The sequence below is a fragment of the Pseudomarimonas salicorniae genome (assembly GCF_023156535.1).
In the GTDB taxonomy this organism is placed as follows: Bacteria; Pseudomonadota; Gammaproteobacteria; order Xanthomonadales; family Xanthomonadaceae; genus Pseudomarimonas; species Pseudomarimonas salicorniae.
This window is the reverse complement of record NZ_JALNMH010000013.1, coordinates 68,659-91,353: the sequence shown is the minus strand read 5'-3', so window position 1 is coordinate 91,353 and position 22,695 is coordinate 68,659. Positions and strand designations below refer to the sequence as shown.

Below are 22,695 nucleotides of genomic sequence, written 5' to 3'. Positions count from 1 at the left end.
CTCCTACATTCGGGTGTTGTGGAAGGTCTTCTTCGCGCCCTCACCCGCCGCTCACCGCTACTCCCTCTCGATCCAGAGATCGCCCTCATCGCCGAGATGCATCAGGATCGGCCGGCAGCAGACCGGGCAGTCCTCGGTGTAGTCGGCGGCGCCTTCGGAGTCGTCGACAAAGGTCTCGAAGCGTTCGCCGCACCAGGGGCAGGTGACGCGTTGCGAGTCGGGCATGCAGGGATCCTCCGGACGCGGCTCAGTCGGGCAGGAACGAGGCCATCACGTCGTTGAGGAAGCGTGCCCCGAACGGCGTGGGCCGCCAGTGATCGCCCTCCTCGGCCAGCCAGCCGCGGATCTGGCCGGAGCGCAGGGCGGGCATGATCGCCTCGCGGCCCAGCCCGGTGCGCTGCTCGAACAGGCCGAGATCGAAGCCCTCTCCGAGGCGCAAGGCGTTGAGCATGAATTCGAAGGGCAACTGCGCCGGCTCCAGCGCCTCGTCGCCGCCGATCGCCTGTGGCGATCCAGCAGCCGCGAGATAGGCGTCGGGGTGCTTGGTCTTCCAGCGGCGCAGGATGCGCTGCTCGGCCGGGAGGGTCAGCTTGCCGTGGGCGCCAGCGCCGATGCCGAGGTAGTCGCCGAAGCGCCAGTAGTTGAGGTTGTGCTGGCACTGCCGTCCCTCTCGGGCATAGGCGGAGACCTCGTACTGGGCGAAGCCGGCCTCGGCGAGCAGGGCCTGGCAGCGCTCCTGCATGTCCCAGGCGCCATCCTCATCGGGCAGCCCGGAGGGCGGCCGGGCGTGGAACAGGGTGTTGGGTTCCAGGGTCAGCTGGTAGTGGCTGATGTGGGCCGGCGAAAGGTCGAGGGCCCGTTGAACATCGAGTTCCGCCATCTCCAGGTTCTGGCCCGGCAGGGCATACATCAGGTCAAGGTTGATGTTGTCGAGGCCCGCGTCCTGGGCCAGCTTGACCGCCCGCTCGGCCTGCGCGCTGTCGTGGATGCGGCCAAGCCGCGCCAGGCAGCCGTCATCGAAGCTCTGCACGCCGAAGCTGATCCGGTTGACCCCGGCCTCGCGGTAGCCGCCGAAGCGGTCGAACTCGGTGGTCCCGGGATTGGTCTCCAGGGTGACCTCCAGTCCCGGCCGCAGGCGGATTCGCGCGGCCACGCCATCGAGGATCGCCGCGATATGGCCTGCGCTGAACAGCGAAGGGGTGCCGCCACCGAAGAAGATGCTGGTCACGGTACGCCCCCAGACCAGGGGCAGATCCTGCTCGAGGTCGCGCAGCAGCGCGCCGACGTAGTCGTCCTGCGGCAGCGCGCCTTTCTGCCCGTGCGAATTGAAGTCGCAATAGGGGCACTTCTTCACGCACCAGGGGATATGGATGTAGAGGGCGAGCGGAGGCAGCTGCAGCATGCGGCTAGTGTAAGGCCCAGGCGCAGGTGCCCGGCGCGTCCCCCGGGCGCCTAGTCCTCGAAGCTGGCCTCCAGCAGGGTGTCACTGAACAGGTAGACCCTGCCCTTCGCATCGGCGTCCAGTAGCGGAGACGAACGAGAGAACGACTTCACCGGCGCACCGACCGCCCAGCCGCCCGCGAAGGCGGCAAGGCCGCTGGCGAAGAAGTCCGCATTGCCGGCGAGCAGCTTGCGCGAGGTGACCCACTGACCGGCCAGATTGGGCTCGACCACCCGGGCACTGCCCACCGCTCCGCCGAAGCTGCGGTCATCGCGGATGCCGAGCAGGCCGCGGCCTGAGGCCAGCGTAACGCGCCACCCCAGCTCGAATTCCCCGGGCAGCGCGTGGATGATATCGACGGACGTCCATTGGCCATCGGGCTGCCTCTGGAACAGGTAGACCGCGCCGCGGTGGTCGTGCTCGTAGCGGTCGAATCCTGGAGCGCCGACGATCAGCAGATCGCCCTCCACCGCGAGGGCGGCTCCGAAATCCTGAAACAGCTGACTGGGCAGGCCTTTGACGTCCGGCTCCTGCACCCAGTCTGCGGGGCCCCGGCGCAGGAAGACCGCCACGCGTCCGCTGCCCGGCAAACCGCTGCCGGTGGCGCCGACGAAGAGCCGGTCGCCCTGCACCGCCAGCGCGGTCCCGAAACGTTCGCCGCCGCCGCCGAGGCCGTCGTCGATGCCGCGCAGTGTGGTCAGCTCCCAGGTGTCGGCCGGTGGTCCGGAGAACTCGAAGATCTGCACGCTGCCGCGGTAGTCCCCTTCAGTGTCGAACGGCATGCCGATGAAGACCCTGCCCTCCGAGACCGCCACCGCGCTGATGTAGCCGATGTCGTCGGCCGTGCCGAAGACCTGCTCGACCTGCCAGCCGGCCGGACCACGGCGCAGGTAATGCACCCGCGGCACGGCGCCGCCCAGCGCAGGCGGCGAATACTCGGCCAGCACGGCGACTTCGCCCGCCAGCGCCACGGCCCGCCCGCGGGCGTCGCCAGGCGCCGACGGCACGCCCTGCTCCAGACGCCAACGACCGTCGCTGCCGCGGACATGGAAGGCATTCCGTCCGCCAACCTGCGCACTCGGAAAGGGCGGGGCGGAGACCAGCAAGCGCCCGTCGCTGGAAGCCAGGGCATGGCCGACCGCCTGGCCGGCTGCGGCACCAGGGTCTTGCAGGATGCTGCGCCGTCGCTCGATCGGGGGCGGCGGCATCGCGCTGACGTAGAACGCGCCGATGTACTCGTTCTCGTTGGCGGCGCTGGTTTCGCGCAGCTCGATGCGGTCAAAGGGCAGCTCCGACCACAGGCCGATGAAGTCGCGCGGCGGCGGACTGCGCGGGGTGTCGAAGCTGAGCCGCGCCACGGGGACATCCCCCTTGAGCGCGGTGAGGGTGAAGGTCGACGGCGTGCTGCCGCCGCTGGGGTCGTCGAACTCGAAACCCAGCGCATGGATCGGACCGCCGAGATGGCGGACGTCAAGATTCTCGGTGCCGAACAGGGCCAGCTCGATGTCGTTGTCGTCGGGGAAGTCCGCCGGCCAGGTAGAGAAATCGAGCCGCGAGCCCTCGGCGCCCGCCAGCTCGACCTGTCCACTGGTGAACGGCTCGACGGGGTTGCGGTCGATCGCATAGGGCGCGCTGGCGAGGCCGGCATCGATGTCGCGCAGAAAAGCCTCGCGGCTGCCGTAGAGCAGGACCTGGTGCTCGGAGGCCAGCCCGCCGAAGCCATCATTGAAGTAGACCCGGCTTGGCGCGCTTCGGTTGCCAAAGAAGACGTCGGCATCGCCATCGCGATCGAGATCACCGACAAGCAAGGCTTCAGAGAAAACCTCCGACTCACCGATGGATCGAACGGTGGGGAAGAGTCCGTCGCCGTCATTGAGGTAGAGGCGATCATCGGCGCCCCGGTTCGCCACCAGGAGATCGAGATCACCGTCACCGTCGATGTCCACAAGGGCCACGCCGGAGGTTGCGTCCACTTCGGCCCCTAGCGCTTCGCCGACAGCCGGGAAGCCCGCGCTGCCGTCGTTGCGGTACAGACGGTTCAGACGGCTGGGGTTTCCCGCGACGATGTCGAGATCCCCGTCACCATCGACATCGCCCAGTGCGATGGACAAGGTCTGGTCGGTTTCCACTCCGAGCGGCGTGCCGGTATCGAACTGGCCGCTACCGTCATTGAGGAACACGCGGTTTCGCTGTTGCCGCGCGGCGACGAGGTCGAGGTCGCCGTCACCGTCGAGGTCGCCGAAGGCGAGATCGAAGATGCCGTGAGTGTCGCCGATGGTGCCGACCGGCGTCCCGCTGGCCGGGAACCCGCCATCACCGTCGTTGAGGTAGAGGCGCAACACCGGGCCTTCATTGCCCTTGGACACTCGTCGTGACGCGGTCGCAGAGGCCGCCGCGTTGATGCCCTCGCCACCGAACGCGAGGTCGAGATCGCCATCACCATCGACGTCGCCGACCGCCAGCGCGCGGGTCATGTCACGATCGGAAGAGATCGGCTCGCCGGCGGCGAAGCTTCCGTTGCCGAGGTTTCGGTAAAGCAGGTCGTTCGTGCCAAACCGGGCCGCCACCACGTCCGCATGGCCATCGCCGTCGATGTCCCCCACCCTCAGGCTCTCCGATCTCTGGATGCCGGGCCAGAGGACGATGCCCGACCCGTGGAAGCCACCGCTGCCATCGTTCCGGTAGAAGCGATCCCCGTTTCCGTCGGCTCCGATGACCAGATCCGCATCGCCATCGCCATCCAGGTCGGCCAGGGCCGCAGCTCCCACCCGGAGACCCCCCGAGGCCAGCAACCCGGTAGCCTGCGCCGCGGCCACGGCGTCGGTGGAGCGCCCCACCCGCTCCGCTCCGGCGGCCTGGACTCCATCTCCGAGTGCCCGGGGCGATGCGAGCGCGGATATCAGGGCCGCCAGGATCGCCGCAAGCGGGGCCGCGCGGCAGGCGCGGGCGGGATGAGTGTCTCGACGCAGGGCGCCGGAGGTGGCTTGTTCTTCCACGGGTCTCTCCCGTGCGAGCGATCCCGACCGGGTCTGCAGCCGCGCCAGCCGGGCGGGCCATGCAGTCATGCCGGGGATCTAGGTGGGCGATGAAGCAAGGAGCTTGCCACACATGCCGATCAGTTTCAGGTCGGAACCTTGAGTGGACCTCAATGTGTTGTGGCGGCGGGATCCGTCGCGCGTCCTGCCGAGCCTGCCCTCCTGCGCCAGGCAAGCCCCCACCCGGCGCTCTCGCCGATGGGGGCTCGGCCGCCGGGCGATGGGTCGGGATGGAACTTGCGCCCGGAGAACCGGTCATTGCCCGCATGTCCGACACGCCCTTCCACCCGCTCTGGCACGAACTCCGGCTGATCTGGCACAACCGGCTGAAGGCGTTGCGGGCCGAGCGGATGCAGAGCGTGCTGCACGGCGCGGCCACAGTGGCCGGCGTCGGCCTGCTGCTGGCCGTTCTCGCCGCTCAGCAGGACATGCTCCATTCGCTGCTCGTGGTCCTGCTGGCCTGGCCGAAGTCCTCGCTTGGCGCGCTCTGGCTGGCCTGCCTCGGCGACCAGGTCCGGCATCTGTCCACGCGCCGCCAGCGCTGGCGATGTCACTGGCTGGCTGCGGCACCGGTGGCCGAAGCGCAGCGCCGCGGCTACCAGCGCGTGCAGCTGGTCCTGCGCGCTGCGGTCCATGCGCTGTTGCTGGCCCTTTCCTTGACCTGGCTGGCGGCGCCCCTCCCCGCGCTGTTCGCTGCGCTGGTGACCGCGGCGCTCGCTGCCCTGGTCGCCGCCGCGCTCGAGCCGCGGCTGCAGCGCGGCCCACTGCTGGCCGGACTGCGCACGCGGCGCCACCGCGGCAGCGTGCTGGCGCCGCGCGGTACGGGCAGCGCCTGGGCCTGGCAGCGGCAGGCCGCCGCCGGCGCCATCACCCCTGCGGCCGTGGCCCCGTTGTTTCTGGTCTGGCTGCTGCTGCCGCGCGGCACCGCCCAGATGATCGCGGTAGCGGCGCTGATGTTGCTGGCTGCAGTCACCCACAGCGCCTGGCGACGGATGCTGGCGCAATTCGGCCTGGCCGAACGTTGGCTCGCGGCCGAGGGCGTAGCGCCCCGACGATGGCTGCCACCGCTGATGGCCCCGCCGCTTGCCCTGCTTGTTGCGGTCTCGACCACCGTCGGCTGCGCGTTTGCATGGGCGGGAGCCCCGCTGGCCGCCTGGGCCCTGCTCGCAGGAGGCGCCATGATCGCCGTGCTGCAATTGCTGGTGCAGGCTGCCGAACGTCGGCGCCCACGGCGAGCGGCATTGGCCCTTCTGCTACATATCGCCGTCCTGGCCACCTGCCTGCAGGCCGTCCCCCCGCTGCTACCTGTGCTCTGGGCGATCCAGTGCGGGGTGCTGCTCTCAAGGAGTCTTCGATGAACCCGGTGCTGGTCCTGAACGGGGTGCGGGCCAGCTATCCCGGACGCCCCGTCCTCCATGACATCGACCTGCAGCTGCCCCGCGGCCAATGGCTGGCGCTGATCGGTCCGAACGGCACCGGCAAGAGCACCCTGCTTCAGGTGATCGCCGGCCTGCACCGGCACGAGGCCGGCGAGGTGCGCATTGGTGGGCACTGCGTCGCCAGCGACCCGTTGGCTGCGCGCCGGGCGATGGGCTTCGCGCCGCCTCCCGAACAGCTGCCCGCCGAGCTGAGTGGACGACAGGCGCTGGAACTCCTGGCGAAGTTGCGAGGCCACCCGGCAGATCTCGACGGCGCCCTTGCGCTGGCCGAGCGGCTGCAGCTGGACCCCTGGCTTGGCCGGCGGATTGCGGAGTACTCGTTTGGCACGCGACAGAAACTGGCTGCCCTTCAGGCGCTGATGGGGGATCCGCCGCTGATCGTCCTCGACGAGGTGCTCAACGGCCTCGACCCGACGTCGAGCTGGACTCTTCAGCAGGTGCTGCGCGAGCGGGTGGAGGCCGGGGTCAGCGTGCTGCTCAGCACGCATTCCCTTGAGCTGGCCGAGCGCCGCGCCGACCGCGTCGCCCTGCTGCAGGGCGGACGAATCGGCAGGGACTGGTCGGGCGAGGCCCTGGGCGCGCTGCGTAGCGCCGAGGGCGGTCTGCTGGGCGCGGTGGCCGCCTGCCTGCGCGTTGAATCCGGCAGCGCCGTCGAGGTTGATGCTGGCTGAGCGCTGGCCGCGGAGCCTTGTCCCCGCGGCCCCATCGGAAGGCCGCCAGGGCCAGCGCTCCTGGCGCACTCGCGATTCTTCAGCGCACATCCAACGCAGGGCAGTCCCCGCCGCGGGCGAGGCCCTGAAACGCAGCGGGCCGGGCTTTCGGCCCCGCCCGCTGCGTTACCCCCGATGCCGCGGCGTGTCCGTCAGCGCCGCGAGCGGCGACGGGTCTGGGCGAAGCCGCCGGCGGCCATCGCCAGCCCCAGCAGGATCAGCACGCCACCGGTCGGACCCGGTACCGTCACCGGCGGACGCGGCGGCGAGCCACGCCGGACCGAGGCGAAGTCGGCGTCGTCCTCGTCGGCGTTCCGGTTGTCGATCGCATCGTCGGTCGGCGTGCCATCGTTGTCGACGTCGCCGTCCGGTGTCGAGTCGATATCGCGCCGGCGAATGCCCATGTCGTCCGTGGCATCGCTGATCTCGGCACGATTGACGAAGCTGGTCAGGGCATTGTCGGTGACGTCGAGCGTGATGGTGAGCTCGGTCTGCTGGCCCGGGGCGAGCGGCCCCGGAATAATCCGGGTCGCGGTGTTGCCGCTGCCCGCCGTCCAGCCGGCGTCGGCGAGGGCCATGCCCGTCGGGATGTAGTCGGTGACCTGAATGTTGCGGGCCACCAGCTCACCCTGATTGAACACGGTGATGGTGAAGCGCACCGGAGCGCCGTCCGGGATGAATTCCGGCTGCCCGGGAGCCAGGGTCTTGCGCAGGGCCAGGTCGAACTGCCGCAGCAGGCCGAAGTCGACGCTCGGATTGTTGTTGTCGTCGGCATCGCCGTCCGCGACTTCGCCGCCGGCCGACAGGGTGATGCCGCAGCTGCGGATCACGTTGCCGACCCGGGTGCCGTTGTCGTCGTTGTCGACATCGTTGTCCGGGTCGGGCGCCGGCTCGTAGGGCCCGCTGGGCTGGTAGGGGAAGCCGCTTCCGGTGCTGCCGATGAAGCCGGCCGGGGGGTCGATCTCGACCAGGTAGGCACCCGGCGTCAGGCCGGTGAACGCGTACAGGCCGCTGCCATCGGTGGCGGTGGAGGCGAGCACCGCGCCATCGGGGGCGCAGTTGCCGTCGTCGTCGCGGAACAGTCGGACCGCGACGCCGGCGATGCGCGGCTCGGAAGGCGCCGCGATGCCGTTGTTGTCGAGGTCTTCCCAGACCAGGTTGCCAAGGCCGACCAGGACCGGCGCGATGGCCACCGGATAGTCCTCGACCTCGCCATCGGTCGCGTCACCGACCGCGCTGCAGGCGCCCGCGGTGTCGGTGCTGAGGCGGAAGCGGGCGTAGCTGTTCGCCGCCGAACCCGTCGGCACCACTCCGAAGTTCAACACCACACCGAGGTTGCTGTTGCCGCTGAGGATCGTGGTGCTGGCGGTCTCTCCGGCGTCGAGGAAATCGCCGTCACCGTTGTAGTCGATGAAGCCGCACAGCCTTGCGGTGGAACCCGTGGTGTTGGTGACCACGACATCGACCGCCGGGCTGTCGCCCTCGCGCAGACTGAGGTCGGAGACATCGACGCCGTCCTCGTCGTCCGTGCCGGCCAGGTCGTCGCCGTTTGCGGCGACGTTGGGGGCCCCGTCAGCCTCCGCATCCACGCTGGCGCCCATTCGCAGGCCGCTGACGATCGGGTGGCGGGCACCGCCGTCGGCGATCCGCGTCTGGTAATTGCCGCTGCCGATCCCGGCCGCCGGATCCGGCAGGTCGCCGAGGTCGAAGCTGGCCGGCGCGATGATGCTGACCGGGTAGTCCTCGACCTCACCGTCGTTCTCCTGGCCGGTGGCGCTGCAGGCCACGGCCGCGGTGCTCAGGCGGAAGCGGGAATAGGTACTGCTCGCGGCGCCGCTGGGCACCGTTCCGAAGGCCAGGGTGAAGATGGTGCCGGCGCTGCCGTTGGGCACCGCCACCTGCTGGGTCTCGTTGGCATCGGCGAAATCGCCGTCGCCGTTGAAGTCGACGAACCCGCAGATCCGCGCCGCCGAGCCGGTGCTGTTGGTCGCCGTGACCCGGATGTTGGCGAGACTGCCCTGGGTGAGGTTCAGGTCGGCGACGGTGACGCCGTCCTCGTCGTCCGTGCCGGCAAGATCATCGCCGTTGGCGGCCGTGGTCGGTGCGCCGTCAACCTCGGCATCGACGCCAGCACCCATGAACAGGCCGGCGACGATGATGTGGCGGGCGCCATCGTCGGCAAGTCGGGTCGGATAGTCGCCAGACGCAGTGCCCGCGGCGGGATCCGGCAGGTCGCCGAAGTCAAAGGTAATCGGCGTCGCGATGGAGACCGGGTAGTCCTCGACCTCACCATCGGGCGCAGAGCCATTGGCCGAACACACGCTCACGGTATCGGTGCTGAGCCGGAAGCGGGCATAGGTGTTGCTCGCCGAACCGGCCGGCACCACCCCGAAGTTCAGCAGCAGGGCCGCATCGTTGCTGCCGTCCGGCACCGCGACGCTGGTCGACTCGCCGGCGTCGAGGAAATCACCGTCGCCGTTGAAGTCGATGAAGCCGCAGACCCGTGCCGCCGAGCCGGTGGTGTTGGTGGCGGTGATGTCGATCAGGGCCGGGCTGCCGACGCTTAGGCTGAGGTCGCTGACATCAACGCCGTCCTCGTCATCCGGCGCGCCGGCGAGGTCATCGCCGTCGGCGCCCAGGCTCGGGACGCCGTCGGCCTCATCATCGACCACGCTGCCAAGACGCAGGCCGGCGAGGATCGGATGCACCGGGCCGCCGTTGGCGAGCAGGGTTTCGTAGTTGCCGGCGCCGACGCCGGCGCCGCTGTCCGGCAGGTCGCCGAGGTCGGACATCACGAAGCCCATGTCGAGGGTGTGGAAGTTGCCACCCGGCCCGCCCACGGAGAAGTTGATGCCCTGGCGGTTGCCGATGCCGGCGACGTTGATGCTGGCCACGTCGGAATCGCGGGCATCACCGTTGGGACCGCCGTCGGCGTCCCGCGCGGTGGGCGTCATGCCGAACAGCGCGCCGCCCGATGCGAAGTTGGCCGGATCGATGGCGACCTGGTAGTCGGAGAAATGCGGGTTGGCGAGGCGGACGTCGTTGTCGCCGGTGCTCGCATCCGGGGTGCTGCTCTGGGTGACGGCAAAGTACCACTCGCCGTTGGCATCGGTGGAGGTTGCGCCAATCTGCGTGCCGCCGCGGTAGAGCGTGAGGGTCACCCCGCTGACGGGGGGCTCGCCGGCGTCCTGGATGCCGTCGAGATCGGTGTCCAGCCACACCCGGTTGCCGATCTCCAGCACCGGCGGAGAACAGATCAGCTCGAGGTTGCCGATACCTGCGGCCTTGCCGAAGCGCACCGGTTCGGCGCCCCCGGCATCCTGGCCGAAGATCTCTACGCTGCGCAGGTTCTCGCCGGCATTGGTACCGGTCCCGGCGGTGTTGACCAGATTGAGCACCCGCCAGCCGGCCGCGCGGAAGGCATTGCGCGGATCGAACACCGTGGCGATCGCTTCGCGCCGCGGGAAGTGGATGGCCACGCCACCGAGGGTGATCTCGCGGTGGGCGCCGGTGGTGGGGGTGGCATTGGGCGGATAGACGCCGCTCTGCTGGTACTTGTCATGCCAGAAGAATTCGCCGCCGCCCGGACCCTGGCCATTGGTGGCCCCGTCCGAGGTCCGTCCCGGGCAGCCGCCCGCGGATTCCAGCGTGTAGCTGCCGCCGCTCAGGCAGGCCAGCAGTAGATCGCCGGCCGAGACGCCCTCGTAGACCTCGCGCGGAACGCCGTCCGCCGCCAGTGGGCTGTAGTTCTCGTTGCCCGACTGGTGGCCGAAGCGATCCATGAAGGACAGGACCAGGGTGCCGTCGACGTCGAACTCGAGGTCCGAGAGCATGGGCTGCGGCTCGATGGTCTGGCCGAACGGCCCCGCATCCGGCGCGGGATTGGCGATGTCGCTCCATTCATCGATCCACGGCCCCCAGTTGCCCGATACCGACAGCGGGCTGCCGGGGGAATTGTTGGTCGGATCGTTGGGCGAGTCGGTCGAGGCCGCGCCGCGGGTATAGGTCAGGTCGCTGAAGCTGGCGAACGAGGTGAAGTTGCCGTCGGCACCGGTCGGGTCATGGCGCAGGATATGGGCACTGAGGTTGGCCGCCGTGCCGCCGGCCCCTTCCGCGGTGCAGACGCCCCCGACGTAGACAAAGCCCTGGTGGTAGTTGACCGCGAAGGGCCTGAACACCCCGTTTGCGCAGGTGGGCATGGCCCCACTGGCCGGCAGGTCATGAGCGACGATCCCGGCGCCGTTGGCGCTGACGCTGGCCCCGCTGACCGTGAGCGGAATCTCGTAAAGGCGGCGGTCGTTGAGGTTGACCGTCCAGAGCGTGCGCTCGTCATCGGACAGTGCAAGTCCACCCAGACCCACCTTGCCGACCTTGTCGAAGGCATCGGCGTCGATGTTCGGATCGGTTGCCGTGGTGCCAGGCGCCTCGAGCTCGGAGGTAGCGGTGTTCTCCGTGCGGTCGATGCTGCCGGTATCGATGCCGAAGGCCTGCAGGTCGACCAGCAGGGAGACGGTCGGCGCAGCGTCCAGCGGATTCGCAACCCGGTAGATCGCGCCGGACTCGTTGGTATTGGCCCCATCGGCCACGGCCGGCACGCCATCCCCCACGCCGAAGCCCGAGTGGCGTTTGGCGAAGGCGGCGGCAAACACCGAGTCGGTGCTGCGCTGGTAGGCCAGGCCCCAGGTCGAGCCCATCACACGGCCGACGGCCACCGTCGCATTCGGTGGATTGCTTGTGTCGTCGCTGAAGAAGAAGGGCGCCCGGACCATCCACGAGTTGGCGCCGGAGGCGCCCGAGGCGGAATTCGGATTGCCGTTCGAGTAGACGTTGGCGATGACTTCGGGACTGGTCTGGCAGAAGTGCCCCGGGTCGGCAAAGCCGACATGCCGTCCCGACTGGCTGCCGCTGACGAAGAAGACGTTCGGCCGCGAGCCGGCGCCCAGGCTCGAGCGGGCGGGCTCGATGCGTGCGCCCTGGGTCACCTCGATGCGGAGCTGGCTGCCTGGAAGCGTCACCGAGTAGGCGCCGGTGGCGCCCGTGGTCACGCTGGTCGTATTGCCCAGCTCATCCTGCGCCTGCACCGTCGCCCCGGCGATGCCGAGCTCGGCCTGCACACCTGCGCTGTCGAAGACGCCATCGCCGTCGAGGTCGGCGAACACCGTTCCGTCTACCGTGGCAGCCAACAGTGCAGCGGGCGCCAAACAGGCCACGAGGGCGGCCGAAAGAACCAGTGTTCTCGACATGCAAGTCTCCAGTCTTGTGCAGGCCGGATGCTCGCAGCGATTCCCCAAACTGCGAACTCCGACACGGAAAGTCCGGCATTTGAACAGATTACAGAGGGGAGTTCACCCTCTTCGCGACGTACGGTCGCCTCGTGGAAGCGCCTTCACGCGGCGCCGCGAAGCGGCCTCGGTGGCGGCGGACCGAGTGCTCGCCGGCGCTTTCGTCGACCTGCACGGAGCGCAATCCGCAAGGGGCTCAGGCCTTGAATGGAAGCCGCCAGCCCAGCTCTGGCCCGCACCTTCCGCGCTGGCATGCCGATCCGCGATGACCCCTGGTCGACCCCCGAGCGTGGGGCGCCGGTCGTTGCGCCTCGCCCCTGCCTGGGCGTGCTTGCGGGCCGGGACAGGCCCTCTAGTCTTCGAGCCCGTCGGCGAACAGATGGCCCGGCGCCAGCGGGGCCCAAAGTGGCAGGCCGGCCTGCTCGGCGGGGGCCGCGGGATCGAGTCCCACGCGCAGCATGCCGCGCTCGGGCCCGGCGGCGGTGACGAATGAGAACCGCAGCTGGCGACCCCAGCCCAGGTCAGCCCCGGCGGGCGCGGTCCAGCGCAGGCGGCCGGCCTCGACGTCCAGCGCCCAGTCGTTGCCGGTCTCGGTATCGCTGTCGCGGAATTCAACCTGTTCGACGGCAAGGCCCGCGGCGATCGGCAGCTCGAAGGCCGCGAGCCCGCGGTGCTCGAGTATCCGCAGGCTGGGCGGCGCGCCAGCGGTCACCACCCGGGCATGGTCGAGGTTGAACAGCACGTAGTGGTAGCGGAAGCGACCATCGCCCAGCGCCTCGATGCGCACGCCGACCTGCAGGTGGCCATCGACCAGGCTTGCGCGCTCGGCGGCGCGATAGCGGGCGCCGCCGCCGCGGGCGGCCCAGCGATCCACCACGAAGCCGTTGCGCATGGGCTCGAGGGTGTCGAACACCCAGCCTGCATCGACCTTCTCTGCGCCAATCATGCGGTGGCCAACGCTGTTGTCGATATCGACGTCGTCGCGCACCACGTACCAGGCCTCGATATAAAGGCGGTCGCCGGCGGCGCGCGCCGCGGCCAGCTCGGCCTCGGTAACCACGGCCCGCTCGGCGAAGCCGTCCGCCACCGCGGCGCCCTGGTCGAAGCTGTTGTTGCAGTCGCGGTCATAGAGCGAGCCACAGCGACCCCACAGCCCGCGCGCCGGGATCACCTCGCTGCGCGGCCCGAGGTCGTCGGCGCTGTCGTTGGTGAAGGCGGAATACAGGTCGGTGCAGCCGCGGAACAGGTAGAAGTCGGCCTGGCAGTCGCAGCTGTCGTTCTGCGAGATGAAGGCGTGCTTGAGGCCGGAGACAGCGATCTGGTCCAGACGCCCCGCACCGTCCTCGCGATACAGCGCCCAGACCAGGTAGGGATGCTGGTCCGCGCCATAGGGCGGGCCGTCTCCGCCGAACTTGACGATCCAGGGCACATCGGCGGCGCCGACGTTGCCGAGGTCGGCGCTCGGCGCGATCACCAGTCGCCCGTTGCTGCTGCCGCTCGTGCAGCCCTCGCAGCGCATCTGGAACGGGCGCCCGATGTCGATCATCTGCACGTCGGTCGGCGTTTGCTCGGAGTGGAAGACCGCGGTCTGCCGACAGCGCCGGCCGCCCTTGGCCGTTGGCGCGCCAAGGCCGCCGAACAGCGGGCTGGGCTGCCTGCTCCAGCGCAGGTCGAGGCCGCCGAGCAGCGCGCCCTCGAGCCGTGGCTGGCCAAGGCGCTCGGCCAGGGCGGCGGTGGCGTGCAGATCGAGGTTGCGCCAGTCGCCGCCGGCTTCGACCGGATAGCGATGCGGCATGCTCGCGCGCAGCAGGGCAGGTCCGCCGGGCTCACTGAGCCAGACGAAGCGCCCCTTGGTGCGCAGGCTGACCGCGATCGAGGAGAGGGCCAGCTGGCGCGCCTTCCGCGACAGCACCAGTCCCGAATCCCCCTGGAACCTCAGCAGGTCGCCTTCCTCCTCAGCCGCGGCAAGCGCAAGCCGGCGCTCGGAGTAGCCGGCCCGTGGGCGGTCGGCCGGCGCCAGCGCCTTCCCGCCCTGCCAGCGAAGGGACAGATGCCAGGCCTCCAGCGCCCCCTCGTTGAAGCGCAGGGTCAGGGTGGGCTGGGCGGCCGGCGCTTGCCCCGGAAGCACGCAGAGCACGGCGGCCAGCAGCAACAGTCTGAGCATGAACTCCGACACTCCGGACTAGGCGGCCTGGCCCGGGGTGTCGGATCGATCAAGGTGTCGCAGGGCCGCCTTCAGGGTGCGCGCGGCGCGCAGCCGCTCACCGAAACGCACCCGCGCATCCCACATGGCGCACATGCCGATCCGCGTATAGGCGGTCTCGTCGAGCGTCATGACCCGCTGCAGGACCTCACGCCAGTGCGCCGGGTCGGACTCGCGGACCAGGAAACCGTTCTCGCCGTCGCGGATGTAGACCCGCGATCCGATCGAGTCGGTGGCCACCACCACCTTGCCCCAGGCCATCGCATTGAGGATGGTCTGGTCACCGGTAGAACGCTGCAGGCCCGGGGTGATCGGCAAGGCGAACACCCCGCAGCGGGCCTGCTGGTCGATGAACTCGGCATTGCTCCAATGCCGGTGGACCTGCACGTTGGGGATGCCGCGGGCCAGCGCCCGGGCCTCGCGCGCGACCTCGCTGCGCGCCGGGATGCCCAGCCGCAGCTCGATGGGGGCGTCGCGGCAGGCTGCGATCAGGGTCGCGTAATCGCGGTGCGAATAGCCCCCGCTGACCACGTAGTCACCGCGCTCGGGCTCCACCGAGTGGCCGGTCAGCGAGGTGCTCCAGGGAATCGGCCGGATGAGCTCGTCGCGATAGCCGAAATTGCGCGCATAGAGTGCGACCTCCTCCTCGGAGTGTGGCTGCACCTCGACCATCTTCGGCGCCGCCGAACGGTGGATCTGGCGCTGGATCCAGCCGGTCAGCCAGTTGCGCCGCGGCGACCAGTGGGCATCGGCAAAGATGTGCGGCGTGCGCACCGAGCCCAGCCAGCGCAGCAGCAGCGCGTAGAACAGGTCAACCCGCTCGCCCCCGGTCAGCAGCACCAGATCGGCCTCCCGCGCCGCCCGGATCAGGCGGAAGAGCAGACCGATGTCAGGCACATCGAACGGGCGGGTCAGGGGGTTCAGCCAGTTGCGCCGCGGCGCCAGCACACCGACGGCGCGCTGCCAGTGATCGAAGCTGCCCAGTGGCAGCGTCGAGACCACGCGATGCCGCGCGACTGCGTCGGCGAGTGCAGAGAATGCGCGCTCCTGGACCACCAGCGCCTCGTCGATGGCCCGGCGCAGCGCGTCCCAGGTCGCGGCGCCCGGAAAATCCGGCGGCGCGTCCACGGCGTCCGTATCCGGTGCCAGCGCCCCGCCCGCACCGGGCGGTGGTCGGCGAGGCGGGCTGAGCGGCTGATTGTCGATGTCGAGATGCAACGAGGGCTCCTGATGCGCCGCCGGCGATCGCTGCCGCCGCCTGCCCGGCGACGGCCGGGCAGGCAGCCACGGCGCAGATGATACGGGGCCGGCCGCTCCGGCGGTCGCCCTCGCCCGCACCGGCCCTGTGTGAAGAGCCTGCAGAAGGCCTGCGACCGGCAGTGCGAACCCCAGCGCCAGGCGGGCGACACGGCCTGCGCGCCGCGCTGCAATCGTATTCAGCCCTGCGGATACGGCAGCGTCCGGAACAGGCGGTGAGATAGACTCGCGGATCTGTTCGACCGCCCGACACCGCCATCCGAAGCGGCGCGGGCCCGCCACCGGGAGGCACCATGAATCCGCTGCAAGACATTCTCGACTCCGACCTCGATCCGACGGAAACCCAGGAATGGATCGAGGCGATGAACGCGGTGATCCAGCATGACGGCACCGAGCGTGCCCACCAGCTGCTGGAGCGCATGGTCGAGGTCTCACGCCGCGCCGGGGCCATGCTGCCCTTCCAGCCGACCACCGAATACATCAACACCATCCCGCCCCACCTGCAGCCGCAGATGCCGGGCGATCCGGCGATGGAATGGAAGATCCGCTGCATCCTGCGCTGGAACGCCATGGCCATGGTGGTACGGGCGAACCGCAAGCCGGGCGAGCTCGGCGGCCATATCGCCAGCTTCGCCAGCTCGGCGACCCTGTACGACGTCGGCTTCAATCATTTCTGGCGCGCGCCCAGCGAATCGCATCCGGGTGACCTGCTCTATGTGCAGGGACACAGCTCGCCGGGCGTCTACGCCCGCGCCTTCCTCGAGGGTCGGCTGAGCGAGAGCCAGCTCGACCATTTCCGGATGGAGGTCGATGGCCGCGGCATCAGCTCCTATCCGCATCCCTGGCTGATGCCGGACTTCTGGCAGACGCCGACGGTGTCCATGGGCCTCGGCCCGATCAGCGCGATCTACCAGGCGCGCTTCTGGAAGTACCTCGAGCACCGCGACCTGATGCCGAAGTCGGATCGCAAGGTCTGGTGTTTCATGGGCGACGGCGAATGCGACGAGCCCGAGTCGCTGGGCGCGATCACCCTCGGCGGCCGCGAACAGCTCGACAACCTGTGCTTCGTCATAAATTGCAACCTGCAGCGACTCGACGGCCCGGTACGCGGCAACGGCAAGATCATCCAGGAGCTGGAGGGCGCATTCCGCGGCGCCGGCTGGAACGTGATCAAGGTGGTCTGGGGCAGCTACTGGGATCCGCTCCTGCAGAAGGACCACGCCGGCATGCTGCGCAAGCTGATGATGGAAACCGTCGACGGCGAGTACCAGAACTGCAAGGCCTTCGGCGGCGCCTACACCCGCGAGAACTTCTTCAACCGCTACGAGGAGACCAAGGCCCTGGTGGCCTCGCTCTCCGATGAGGACATCTGGCGCCTCAACCGCGGTGGCCACGACCCGCACAAGGTCTATGCGGCCTACGCCGCGGCCATGGCGCACAAGGGCCAGCCGACGGTGATCCTGGCCAAGACCGTCAAGGGCTACGGCATGGGCTCGGCCGGCGAGTCGCTGAACCCGACCCACCAGACCAAGAAGCTGGACGACGCCGCGGTGCGCGCCTTCCGCGACCGCTTCAAGATTCCGGTACCGGACGACAAGCTCTCCGAGGTGCCCTTCTACCACCCCGGTGAGGACTCGCCGGAAGTGAAGTACATGAAGGAGCGCCGCGCCGCGCTCGGCGGTCCGCTGCCGCAGCGCCGGGCAAAGGCCGACGAAAGTTTCGAAGTGCCCAAGCTCGAGTCCTTCGATCGGCTGCTCAAGGCCAGCGGCGATCGCGAGATCAGCACCACCATGTCCTTCGTCCAGGCTCTGAACATTGTCCTGCGCGACAAGCAGGTCGGTCCGCGGGTGGTGCCGATCGTCGCCGACGAGGCGCGCACCTTCGGCATGGAGGGCCTGTTCCGGCAGATCGGCATCTATGCCCCGTTCGGCCAGAAGTACAAGCCGGTCGATGCCGACCAGCTGATGTACTACCGCGAGGACGCCGCCGGCCAGGTGCTGCAGGAAGGCATCACCGAATGCGGCGCGTTCTCCAGCTGGCTGGCTGCCGCGACCAGCTATTCCACCAACAACCTGCCGATGCTGCCGTTCTACATCTTCTATTCGATGTTCGGCTTCCAGCGCATCGGCGATTCGGCCTGGCAGGCCGCCGACATGCGCGCCCGCGGCTTCCTGCTCGGCGCGACGGCCGGCCGCACCACGCTGAACGGTGAGGGCCTGCAGCACGAGGACGGCCACAGCCACCTGCTGGCCGGCAGCATCCCCAACTGCAAGCCCTACGACCCGACCTTCGGCTTCGAGGTTGCGGTAATCCTGCAGCACGGCATGAAGCGCATGCTCACCGACCAGGTCGACGAGTACTACTACCTGACCCTGATGAACGAGAACTACCCTCACCCGGAGATGCCCAAGGGCGCCGAGGAGGGGATCATCAAGGGCATGTACCTGCTGCAGGATTCCGGCGCCGGAACCAAGGGGAAGAGCAAGGGCAAGGGCAAGTCGGCGCAGCCGTGTGTCCAGCTGCTCGGCTCGGGCACCATCCTGCGCGAGGTGATGGCGGCGGCGGAGCTGCTGGAGAAGGACTTCGGCGTCGCCGCCGACATCTGGTCCTGCCCGAGCTTCACCGAGCTGCGCCGTGACGGCTACGACGTCGAGCGCTGGAACCGCCTGCATCCGGAGGCCAAGCAGAAGCGCAAGTCCTACGTCGCCGAGTGCCTGGAAGGCCGCAGCGGCCCGACGATCGCCGCCACCGACTACGTGCGCCAGTACGCCGACCAGATCCGCGCCTTCGTTCCCGGCCGCTACACCGTGCTCGGCACCGACGGCTTCGGCCGCTCGGACACCCGTGCCAACCTGCGCCGCTTCTTCGAGGTCGACCGCTATTACATCGCCCACGCCGCCATCGCCGCACTGGCCGAGGACGGCACGATGAACGCCAAGGACGTCGCCCGCGCGATCAAGGAGTACAAGATCGACGTCGACAAGGCCAATCCGCTGACGGTCTGAGCGCGGCCTGCCCCCGGCCCGCCGGTGCGGGCTGCGGGGCTATCATGCGGGTCCTTTGCACAGGGATTCGCCATGAACAAGCTGCTCTGGGCCCTTGCCCTGGTCGCGCTGGCCGTCGTCGGCTGGCTGCTGTTCAACCGCTCGCAGGATGCAGCGCTGTCCGGGCTGACCAGCGTGTCCCCGGCGGCCAGCGAGATGCTGGAGTTCATCCCCGCCGATACGCCCTATGCGCTGGCTGCCCTGCAGCCGGTGCCGGATGAAGTGGCCGATGCGATGTGGGCGCAGGCCGAAAGCTCGATGGCGATGTGGCCGCAGATGGCCGGCGAACTGCGCGAGAAGCTTGCGGAAAGCGCGGATCCCGGCGATGCATCGATGCTCAAGCTGCTCGACGCACTGGAGGCCGAGTTCAAGGGCAAGACCCTGCGCGAGTCGGCCGGGCATATCGGCCTGCCCAGCGCCGGGTTCGGCGCTATCTACGGCATAGGGCCGCTGCCGGTGATGCGCGTCCGGCTGGCCGACCCGGCGAAGCTCGAAGCTCTGATCGGCCGCATCCAGGCCTCGGCCGGGCTGGACCTTGCGCAGAAGCAGCTCGGCGAGGCGCGCTATTGGACCCTCCCCGACAGCCCGGAAGCGCCGCCGGCCCTGCCCCTGCTGGCCGTGATCGGCGACCAGATGGTGCTGACCGTGCACCCGCTGGCCGGCGGCGAGGCCCTGCTTCGCCAGCTGCTCGGCCTCGACAAGCCAGCGCTGAGCCAGGCTGCCGAGGGCGAGCTGGTGCGCCGCGCCGGCGAGCTCGGTTTCCTGCCGTATGCCGTCGGCTATGTCGATAACCTGCAGCTGCTCCGGCAGCTCACCGATGCCGATCAGAGCCCGAACGCCGCGCTGTGGCAGGCCATGCAGAAGCCCGTTCCCCAGCTCGACGAGACCTGCAGGCTCGAATTCGAAGGCCTCGCCAGGACCCTGCCGGGCGCCAGCTTCGGTATCAGCCGTCTCGATGCGACCGGCAATGCGATGCGCTCGGTGTTCCACCTGTCGCCCGAGATCAGCACGGAGCTGCTGAAGCTGCGCGCGCCTATGCCCGGCGGCGACCCGAGCGGGGACGAGGCCATTGCCAGCTTCGGCCTCGCCCTGTCCCTGCAGGCCCTGCCCGGCGTGGTCTCGCGGCTGGCCGCCCGGGTAACCGACGCGCCCTACGCCTGCGCCGATCTGCAGTCGCTGAACTCGATGGCTGCCGAGGCCGGCAAGCAGATCAACAACCCGGCGGTGTTTGCCGCGGCGCCGATGGTCTATGGCCTGATGGCCAGCCTCGACCGCTTCGAGATCGCTTCCGGCGACGCCGCGCCGGCCGTCGAGGGCACCCTGGTGCTGGGCAGCGACAACCCGGCATCGCTGATCGGCATGGCCAAGGGCTTTGTGCCCCAGCTGGCCCAACTGGAGGTGCCGGCCGATGGCACGCCGGTGAAACTGCCGGAAATCCCCGGCAGCCCGCCCGGCACTCCGGAATTGATGGTCGCGCAATCGGAGCGGCTGCTCGGATTCGCCACCGCGCCGATGGCGGACAGGCTCAAGGACCGCCTCGTGCTCGACCCGGACTACCAGCCCCTGCTCGCCGCCCAGGTCCGGCCCCGGCTCTACGAGCTGATTGCCGACGCCATGGAACAGGCGATGGCGGCAATGCCCGAGGGCCGCGAGAAGGAGCAGATGCAGCTGCAGGTGCGGCTGATGAGGGAGTCCTACGCCAAGGGCTTCAGCCAGAGCACCTTCACCCTCGAGTTCACCGAGCGCGGGGTCGAAATGGTCCAGACCATGGAAACCCGCTGAGGCACGAAGGGACCCGAGCCCGCGGCATCGACTGCCGCACAAGCCTGTCGCTCCGGCGCCGAAGCGACCCCTGGCAGCTTGCCGTGTCGGAGCGCGAAGCCGATGCTGGCGGTCCCTCACGGCATGCCCAGGTCGATGCCCCTGTTCAGCCTACCGCTGCTTGTCTCCACCCTCGGCCTGGCCGCCCCGCCGGCGCCTGTCGCCGTTCCAGCTCCGCTTGAAGGCACGCCGGCCTGCGAGGTCTTCCGGCGCGAGGCCAGCTTCGCCCGCAGCGTGGACGAGGGCGATGCCGGATCCTTCGGCGAACATCTGGATCCCGAGGCGAAGTTCGGGGTCGGCACCCCCGGGTTGCTCGAGGGTCGGGACGCCGTCGTGGCGGGATGGATGCCGCTGATCGAGGGCCGGCCCACCCGGCTCCGGTGGCGCCCGCAGTACGTGCATGTCGCCCGGCAGCAGGACCTGGCCAGCTCACACGGGCCCTATCTTCTGACCCGGCAGGATGAGGCGGGCAACACGGTGCACGCCTCCGGCCGCTTCTTCTCGGTCTGGAAGCGCGCCCCCGACGGCCAGTGGTACGTGCTGTTCGACGGCGGCGAGCCTGCCCGCCCGATCGAAGCCGGGCAGGCCGCCACCGTGTTCGACGGGCTGGCTGCGGACTGCCGCACGGACTGAGCCGCGCCGCTGCCTGAGTCGCCAGCTCAGTCTATGCGGTAGACCTGGCCGGTATCGGCTCCCTCGACGCTTCGCGAGAACCCAAGGGCGGCGCGGGCGGCCGGTACCGGCTCGAAGCCGCGGAACCAGGGCGCATAACCGGGCATCGACTCGACCAGCACGCCCGGACTGACTGCGTTGATACGCAGGCCGCGGGGCAGCTCCAGCGCCGCGGCGCGGACAAAGCCCTGGACCCCGGCGTTGACCATGCTGGCGGCGGCCCCGTAGCGGATCGGCTGCTCGGCGAGCACACCCGTGGTCAGGGTGATCGATCCACCGTCGGTCAGCACCTTCGCCGCAGACAGGGCGAGGTTCACCTGGCCCATCAGCTTGTCGCGCAGGCCCAGAGCCCACTGACCCTCGTCCATCTCCATCAGGGCGCCGAAGGCCACATTGCCGGCGGCGCTGACCACCGCGTCCAGCGGTCCGAGACGGGCCAGCGTCGCCTCCATGCTGGCGCGGTCGGTCAGGTCGAGGCGGATATCTCCGCTCGCGCGCCCGGCCGTGACCAGCTCATGGCGCTGGCCAAGTTCGGCCGCCACCGCCTTCCCGAGGGTGCCCATGGCGCCCACGATCAAGATCTTCATTTCTCGCTCCATTGTTGTCTGACGGCAGACATTGCCGCGCCAACGAAATTGTGGGGCGACGGCGAACGCTTGATTAGCTGGTCGGGCGCTGAAACACTGTTTCCACATGGAAACAATCGGAACCCGCCTGCAGCGCAGCCTGTGCTTTTCGGCCGTCGCCGAAACCGGCAGTTTCACCGCCGCGGCCAAGCGTCTTGGCTGCTCCAAGGCCCATGTCAGTCGTCAGGTGGCCCAGCTGGAGTCGCAGCTCGGCGCCCAGCTGCTGATCCGCAGCACCCGGCGCCTGGTCCTGACGCCACTGGGGCGCAGCTATGCCGAACATACGGCCATGCTGCAGACGGCGCTCGACGCAGCAGAACAGGCTGTTTCAGCGAGCCGCGAGGAGATCGCCGGGCTGCTGCGGATCACCGCGGCCACCTCGTTCGGCGAGGCCTTCCTGGTCGATCTGGTGGAGGCCTTCCGCGCGGCCCAGCCCCAGGTTGAGGCCGAGCTGGACCTCAGCATCGGACGCCGCGACCTTGTCGCGGACGGCTACGACTTCGGCTTTCGCAGCGTGCGCACGGTGGAAGAGCACCTGGTGGCCCGCGCCCTCGGTGTGATCCGCGATATCCCGGTTGCCGCCCCCGCCCTTTTCCGGGACCGACCACTGCCGCGACATCCCCGCGAGCTGGCCGCCCTGCCCTGCATTCATAACACGCACTTTCGCGACGACGCCGAGTGGGTCTTCCTGCGCGGACGCCGCAGCGAGGCGGTCAGGGTAGCCGGCACCCTGCGCATCAATCATTTCGGCGCGATCAGGCGAGCCGCCCTGCTCGGTGCCGGGGTCGCACGCCTGCCGCGCTACCTGGTCGACGATGCGCTGCGAGGGGGCGAGCTGCTGCATCTGCTGCCGGACTGGGACATCCACCCGGTCCCGGTCTTTCTGGTACACCCGCAGCGCCGGCCCGCGACCCGCCTGCAGCAGGCCTTCCGCGAACACGCGATCGCCTGGTTTGAAGCACCGGCGCGGCGTGCCCTGCTGGGCTGAAGCAGGGCAGCGGATGGCGGCACCGTTGACGCAGGATGCCGCCGCCGTGGAATGAACAGGGGCACCGGGCATGCGAACGCGCCGAGGTCCGGAACGGGCGCAAAGCGGACATTCATAGGGTGCGGCTGGCCGCACCGGGCGTACCGTCCGAACGCCCGTATCGGTGCGCCAAGGCGC

Annotated in this window: 13 protein-coding genes; 6 read left to right on the top strand and 7 right to left on the bottom strand. The window is 69.4% G+C overall.

Features of this window, described 5'->3' with window-relative positions:
* Nucleotides 1–57: 57 nt before the first annotated feature.
* The 3 genes from M0G41_RS15345 to M0G41_RS15335 are packed head-to-tail and all read right to left on the bottom strand — an operon-like array spanning nt 58 to nt 4,278.
* Nucleotides 58–225, bottom strand: a complete 168-nt coding sequence (locus M0G41_RS15345) for a CPXCG motif-containing cysteine-rich protein (RefSeq protein WP_248210788.1) — start codon at nt 223–225, stop codon at nt 58–60.
* 22 nt (nt 226–247) lie between these two features.
* Entirely contained in the window at nt 248–1,402 is a 1,155-nt protein-coding gene (hemW, locus tag M0G41_RS15340; protein ID WP_248210786.1) for a radical SAM family heme chaperone HemW, read from the bottom strand.
* Nucleotides 1,403–1,452: 50 nt separating this feature from the next.
* On the bottom strand, nt 1,453–4,278 hold the full coding sequence (locus tag M0G41_RS15335) for an FG-GAP repeat domain-containing protein (protein ID WP_248210785.1): 2,826 nt from the start codon (nt 4,276–4,278) through the stop codon (nt 1,453–1,455).
* Between the two features lie 428 nt (nt 4,279–4,706).
* On the opposite strand from M0G41_RS15335, the gene M0G41_RS15330 reads away from it, so the two are divergent.
* Both M0G41_RS15330 and M0G41_RS15325 read left to right on the top strand, forming a co-directional pair.
* Complete coding sequence (locus M0G41_RS15330) at nt 4,707–5,834, top strand: hypothetical protein (protein WP_248210784.1); 1,128 nt, start codon at nt 4,707–4,709, stop codon at nt 5,832–5,834.
* Nucleotides 5,831–6,586: an ABC transporter ATP-binding protein gene (locus M0G41_RS15325; RefSeq protein ID WP_248210783.1), complete on the top strand. Its 756-nt coding sequence runs from the start codon at nt 5,831–5,833 to the stop codon at nt 6,584–6,586. The genes M0G41_RS15330 and M0G41_RS15325 overlap by 4 nt, the downstream gene beginning before the upstream one ends.
* A gap of 191 nt (nt 6,587–6,777) precedes the next feature.
* Here M0G41_RS15325 and M0G41_RS15320 read toward each other — a convergent pair whose 3' ends face one another.
* The 3 genes from M0G41_RS15320 to M0G41_RS15310 all read right to left on the bottom strand — a co-directional run bounded on the left by M0G41_RS15320 (nt 6,778) and on the right by M0G41_RS15310 (nt 15,328).
* Nucleotides 6,778–11,868, bottom strand: coding sequence for a GEVED domain-containing protein (locus M0G41_RS15320; RefSeq protein WP_248210782.1), 5,091 nt, complete (start codon nt 11,866–11,868; stop codon nt 6,778–6,780).
* Between the two features lie 391 nt (nt 11,869–12,259).
* Complete coding sequence (locus M0G41_RS15315; protein ID WP_248210781.1) at nt 12,260–14,071, bottom strand: hypothetical protein; 1,812 nt, start codon at nt 14,069–14,071, stop codon at nt 12,260–12,262.
* An 18-nt stretch (nt 14,072–14,089) separates the two neighbouring features.
* Entirely contained in the window at nt 14,090–15,328 is a 1,239-nt protein-coding gene (locus tag M0G41_RS15310; protein WP_248210780.1) for a glycosyltransferase, read from the bottom strand.
* Between the two features lie 332 nt (nt 15,329–15,660).
* Here M0G41_RS15310 and aceE point away from each other — a divergent pair, with 332 nt between their 5' ends.
* The 3 genes from aceE to M0G41_RS15295 all read left to right on the top strand — a co-directional run bounded on the left by aceE (nt 15,661) and on the right by M0G41_RS15295 (nt 20,865).
* Nucleotides 15,661–18,372 (top strand): pyruvate dehydrogenase (acetyl-transferring), homodimeric type, encoded by a 2,712-nt coding sequence (aceE, locus tag M0G41_RS15305; RefSeq protein WP_248210779.1) that lies wholly within the window; start codon nt 15,661–15,663, stop codon nt 18,370–18,372.
* A gap of 72 nt (nt 18,373–18,444) precedes the next feature.
* Nucleotides 18,445–20,193, top strand: a complete 1,749-nt coding sequence (locus tag M0G41_RS15300; RefSeq protein ID WP_248210778.1) for a hypothetical protein — start codon at nt 18,445–18,447, stop codon at nt 20,191–20,193.
* Nucleotides 20,194–20,328: 135 nt separating this feature from the next.
* Nucleotides 20,329–20,865 carry a YybH family protein gene (locus M0G41_RS15295; RefSeq protein ID WP_248210777.1) on the top strand — a complete coding sequence of 179 codons (537 nt, stop codon included), beginning with the start codon at nt 20,329–20,331 and terminating at the stop codon, nt 20,863–20,865.
* Between the two features lie 26 nt (nt 20,866–20,891).
* Here M0G41_RS15295 and M0G41_RS15290 read toward each other — a convergent pair whose 3' ends face one another.
* On the bottom strand, nt 20,892–21,503 hold the full coding sequence (locus M0G41_RS15290; RefSeq protein WP_282452970.1) for a short chain dehydrogenase: 612 nt from the start codon (nt 21,501–21,503) through the stop codon (nt 20,892–20,894).
* A 94-nt stretch (nt 21,504–21,597) separates the two neighbouring features.
* Here M0G41_RS15290 and M0G41_RS15285 point away from each other — a divergent pair, with 94 nt between their 5' ends.
* Nucleotides 21,598–22,518, top strand: coding sequence for a LysR family transcriptional regulator (locus M0G41_RS15285; protein WP_248210775.1), 921 nt, complete (start codon nt 21,598–21,600; stop codon nt 22,516–22,518).
* The last annotated feature ends 177 nt before the right edge of the window (nt 22,519–22,695 follow it).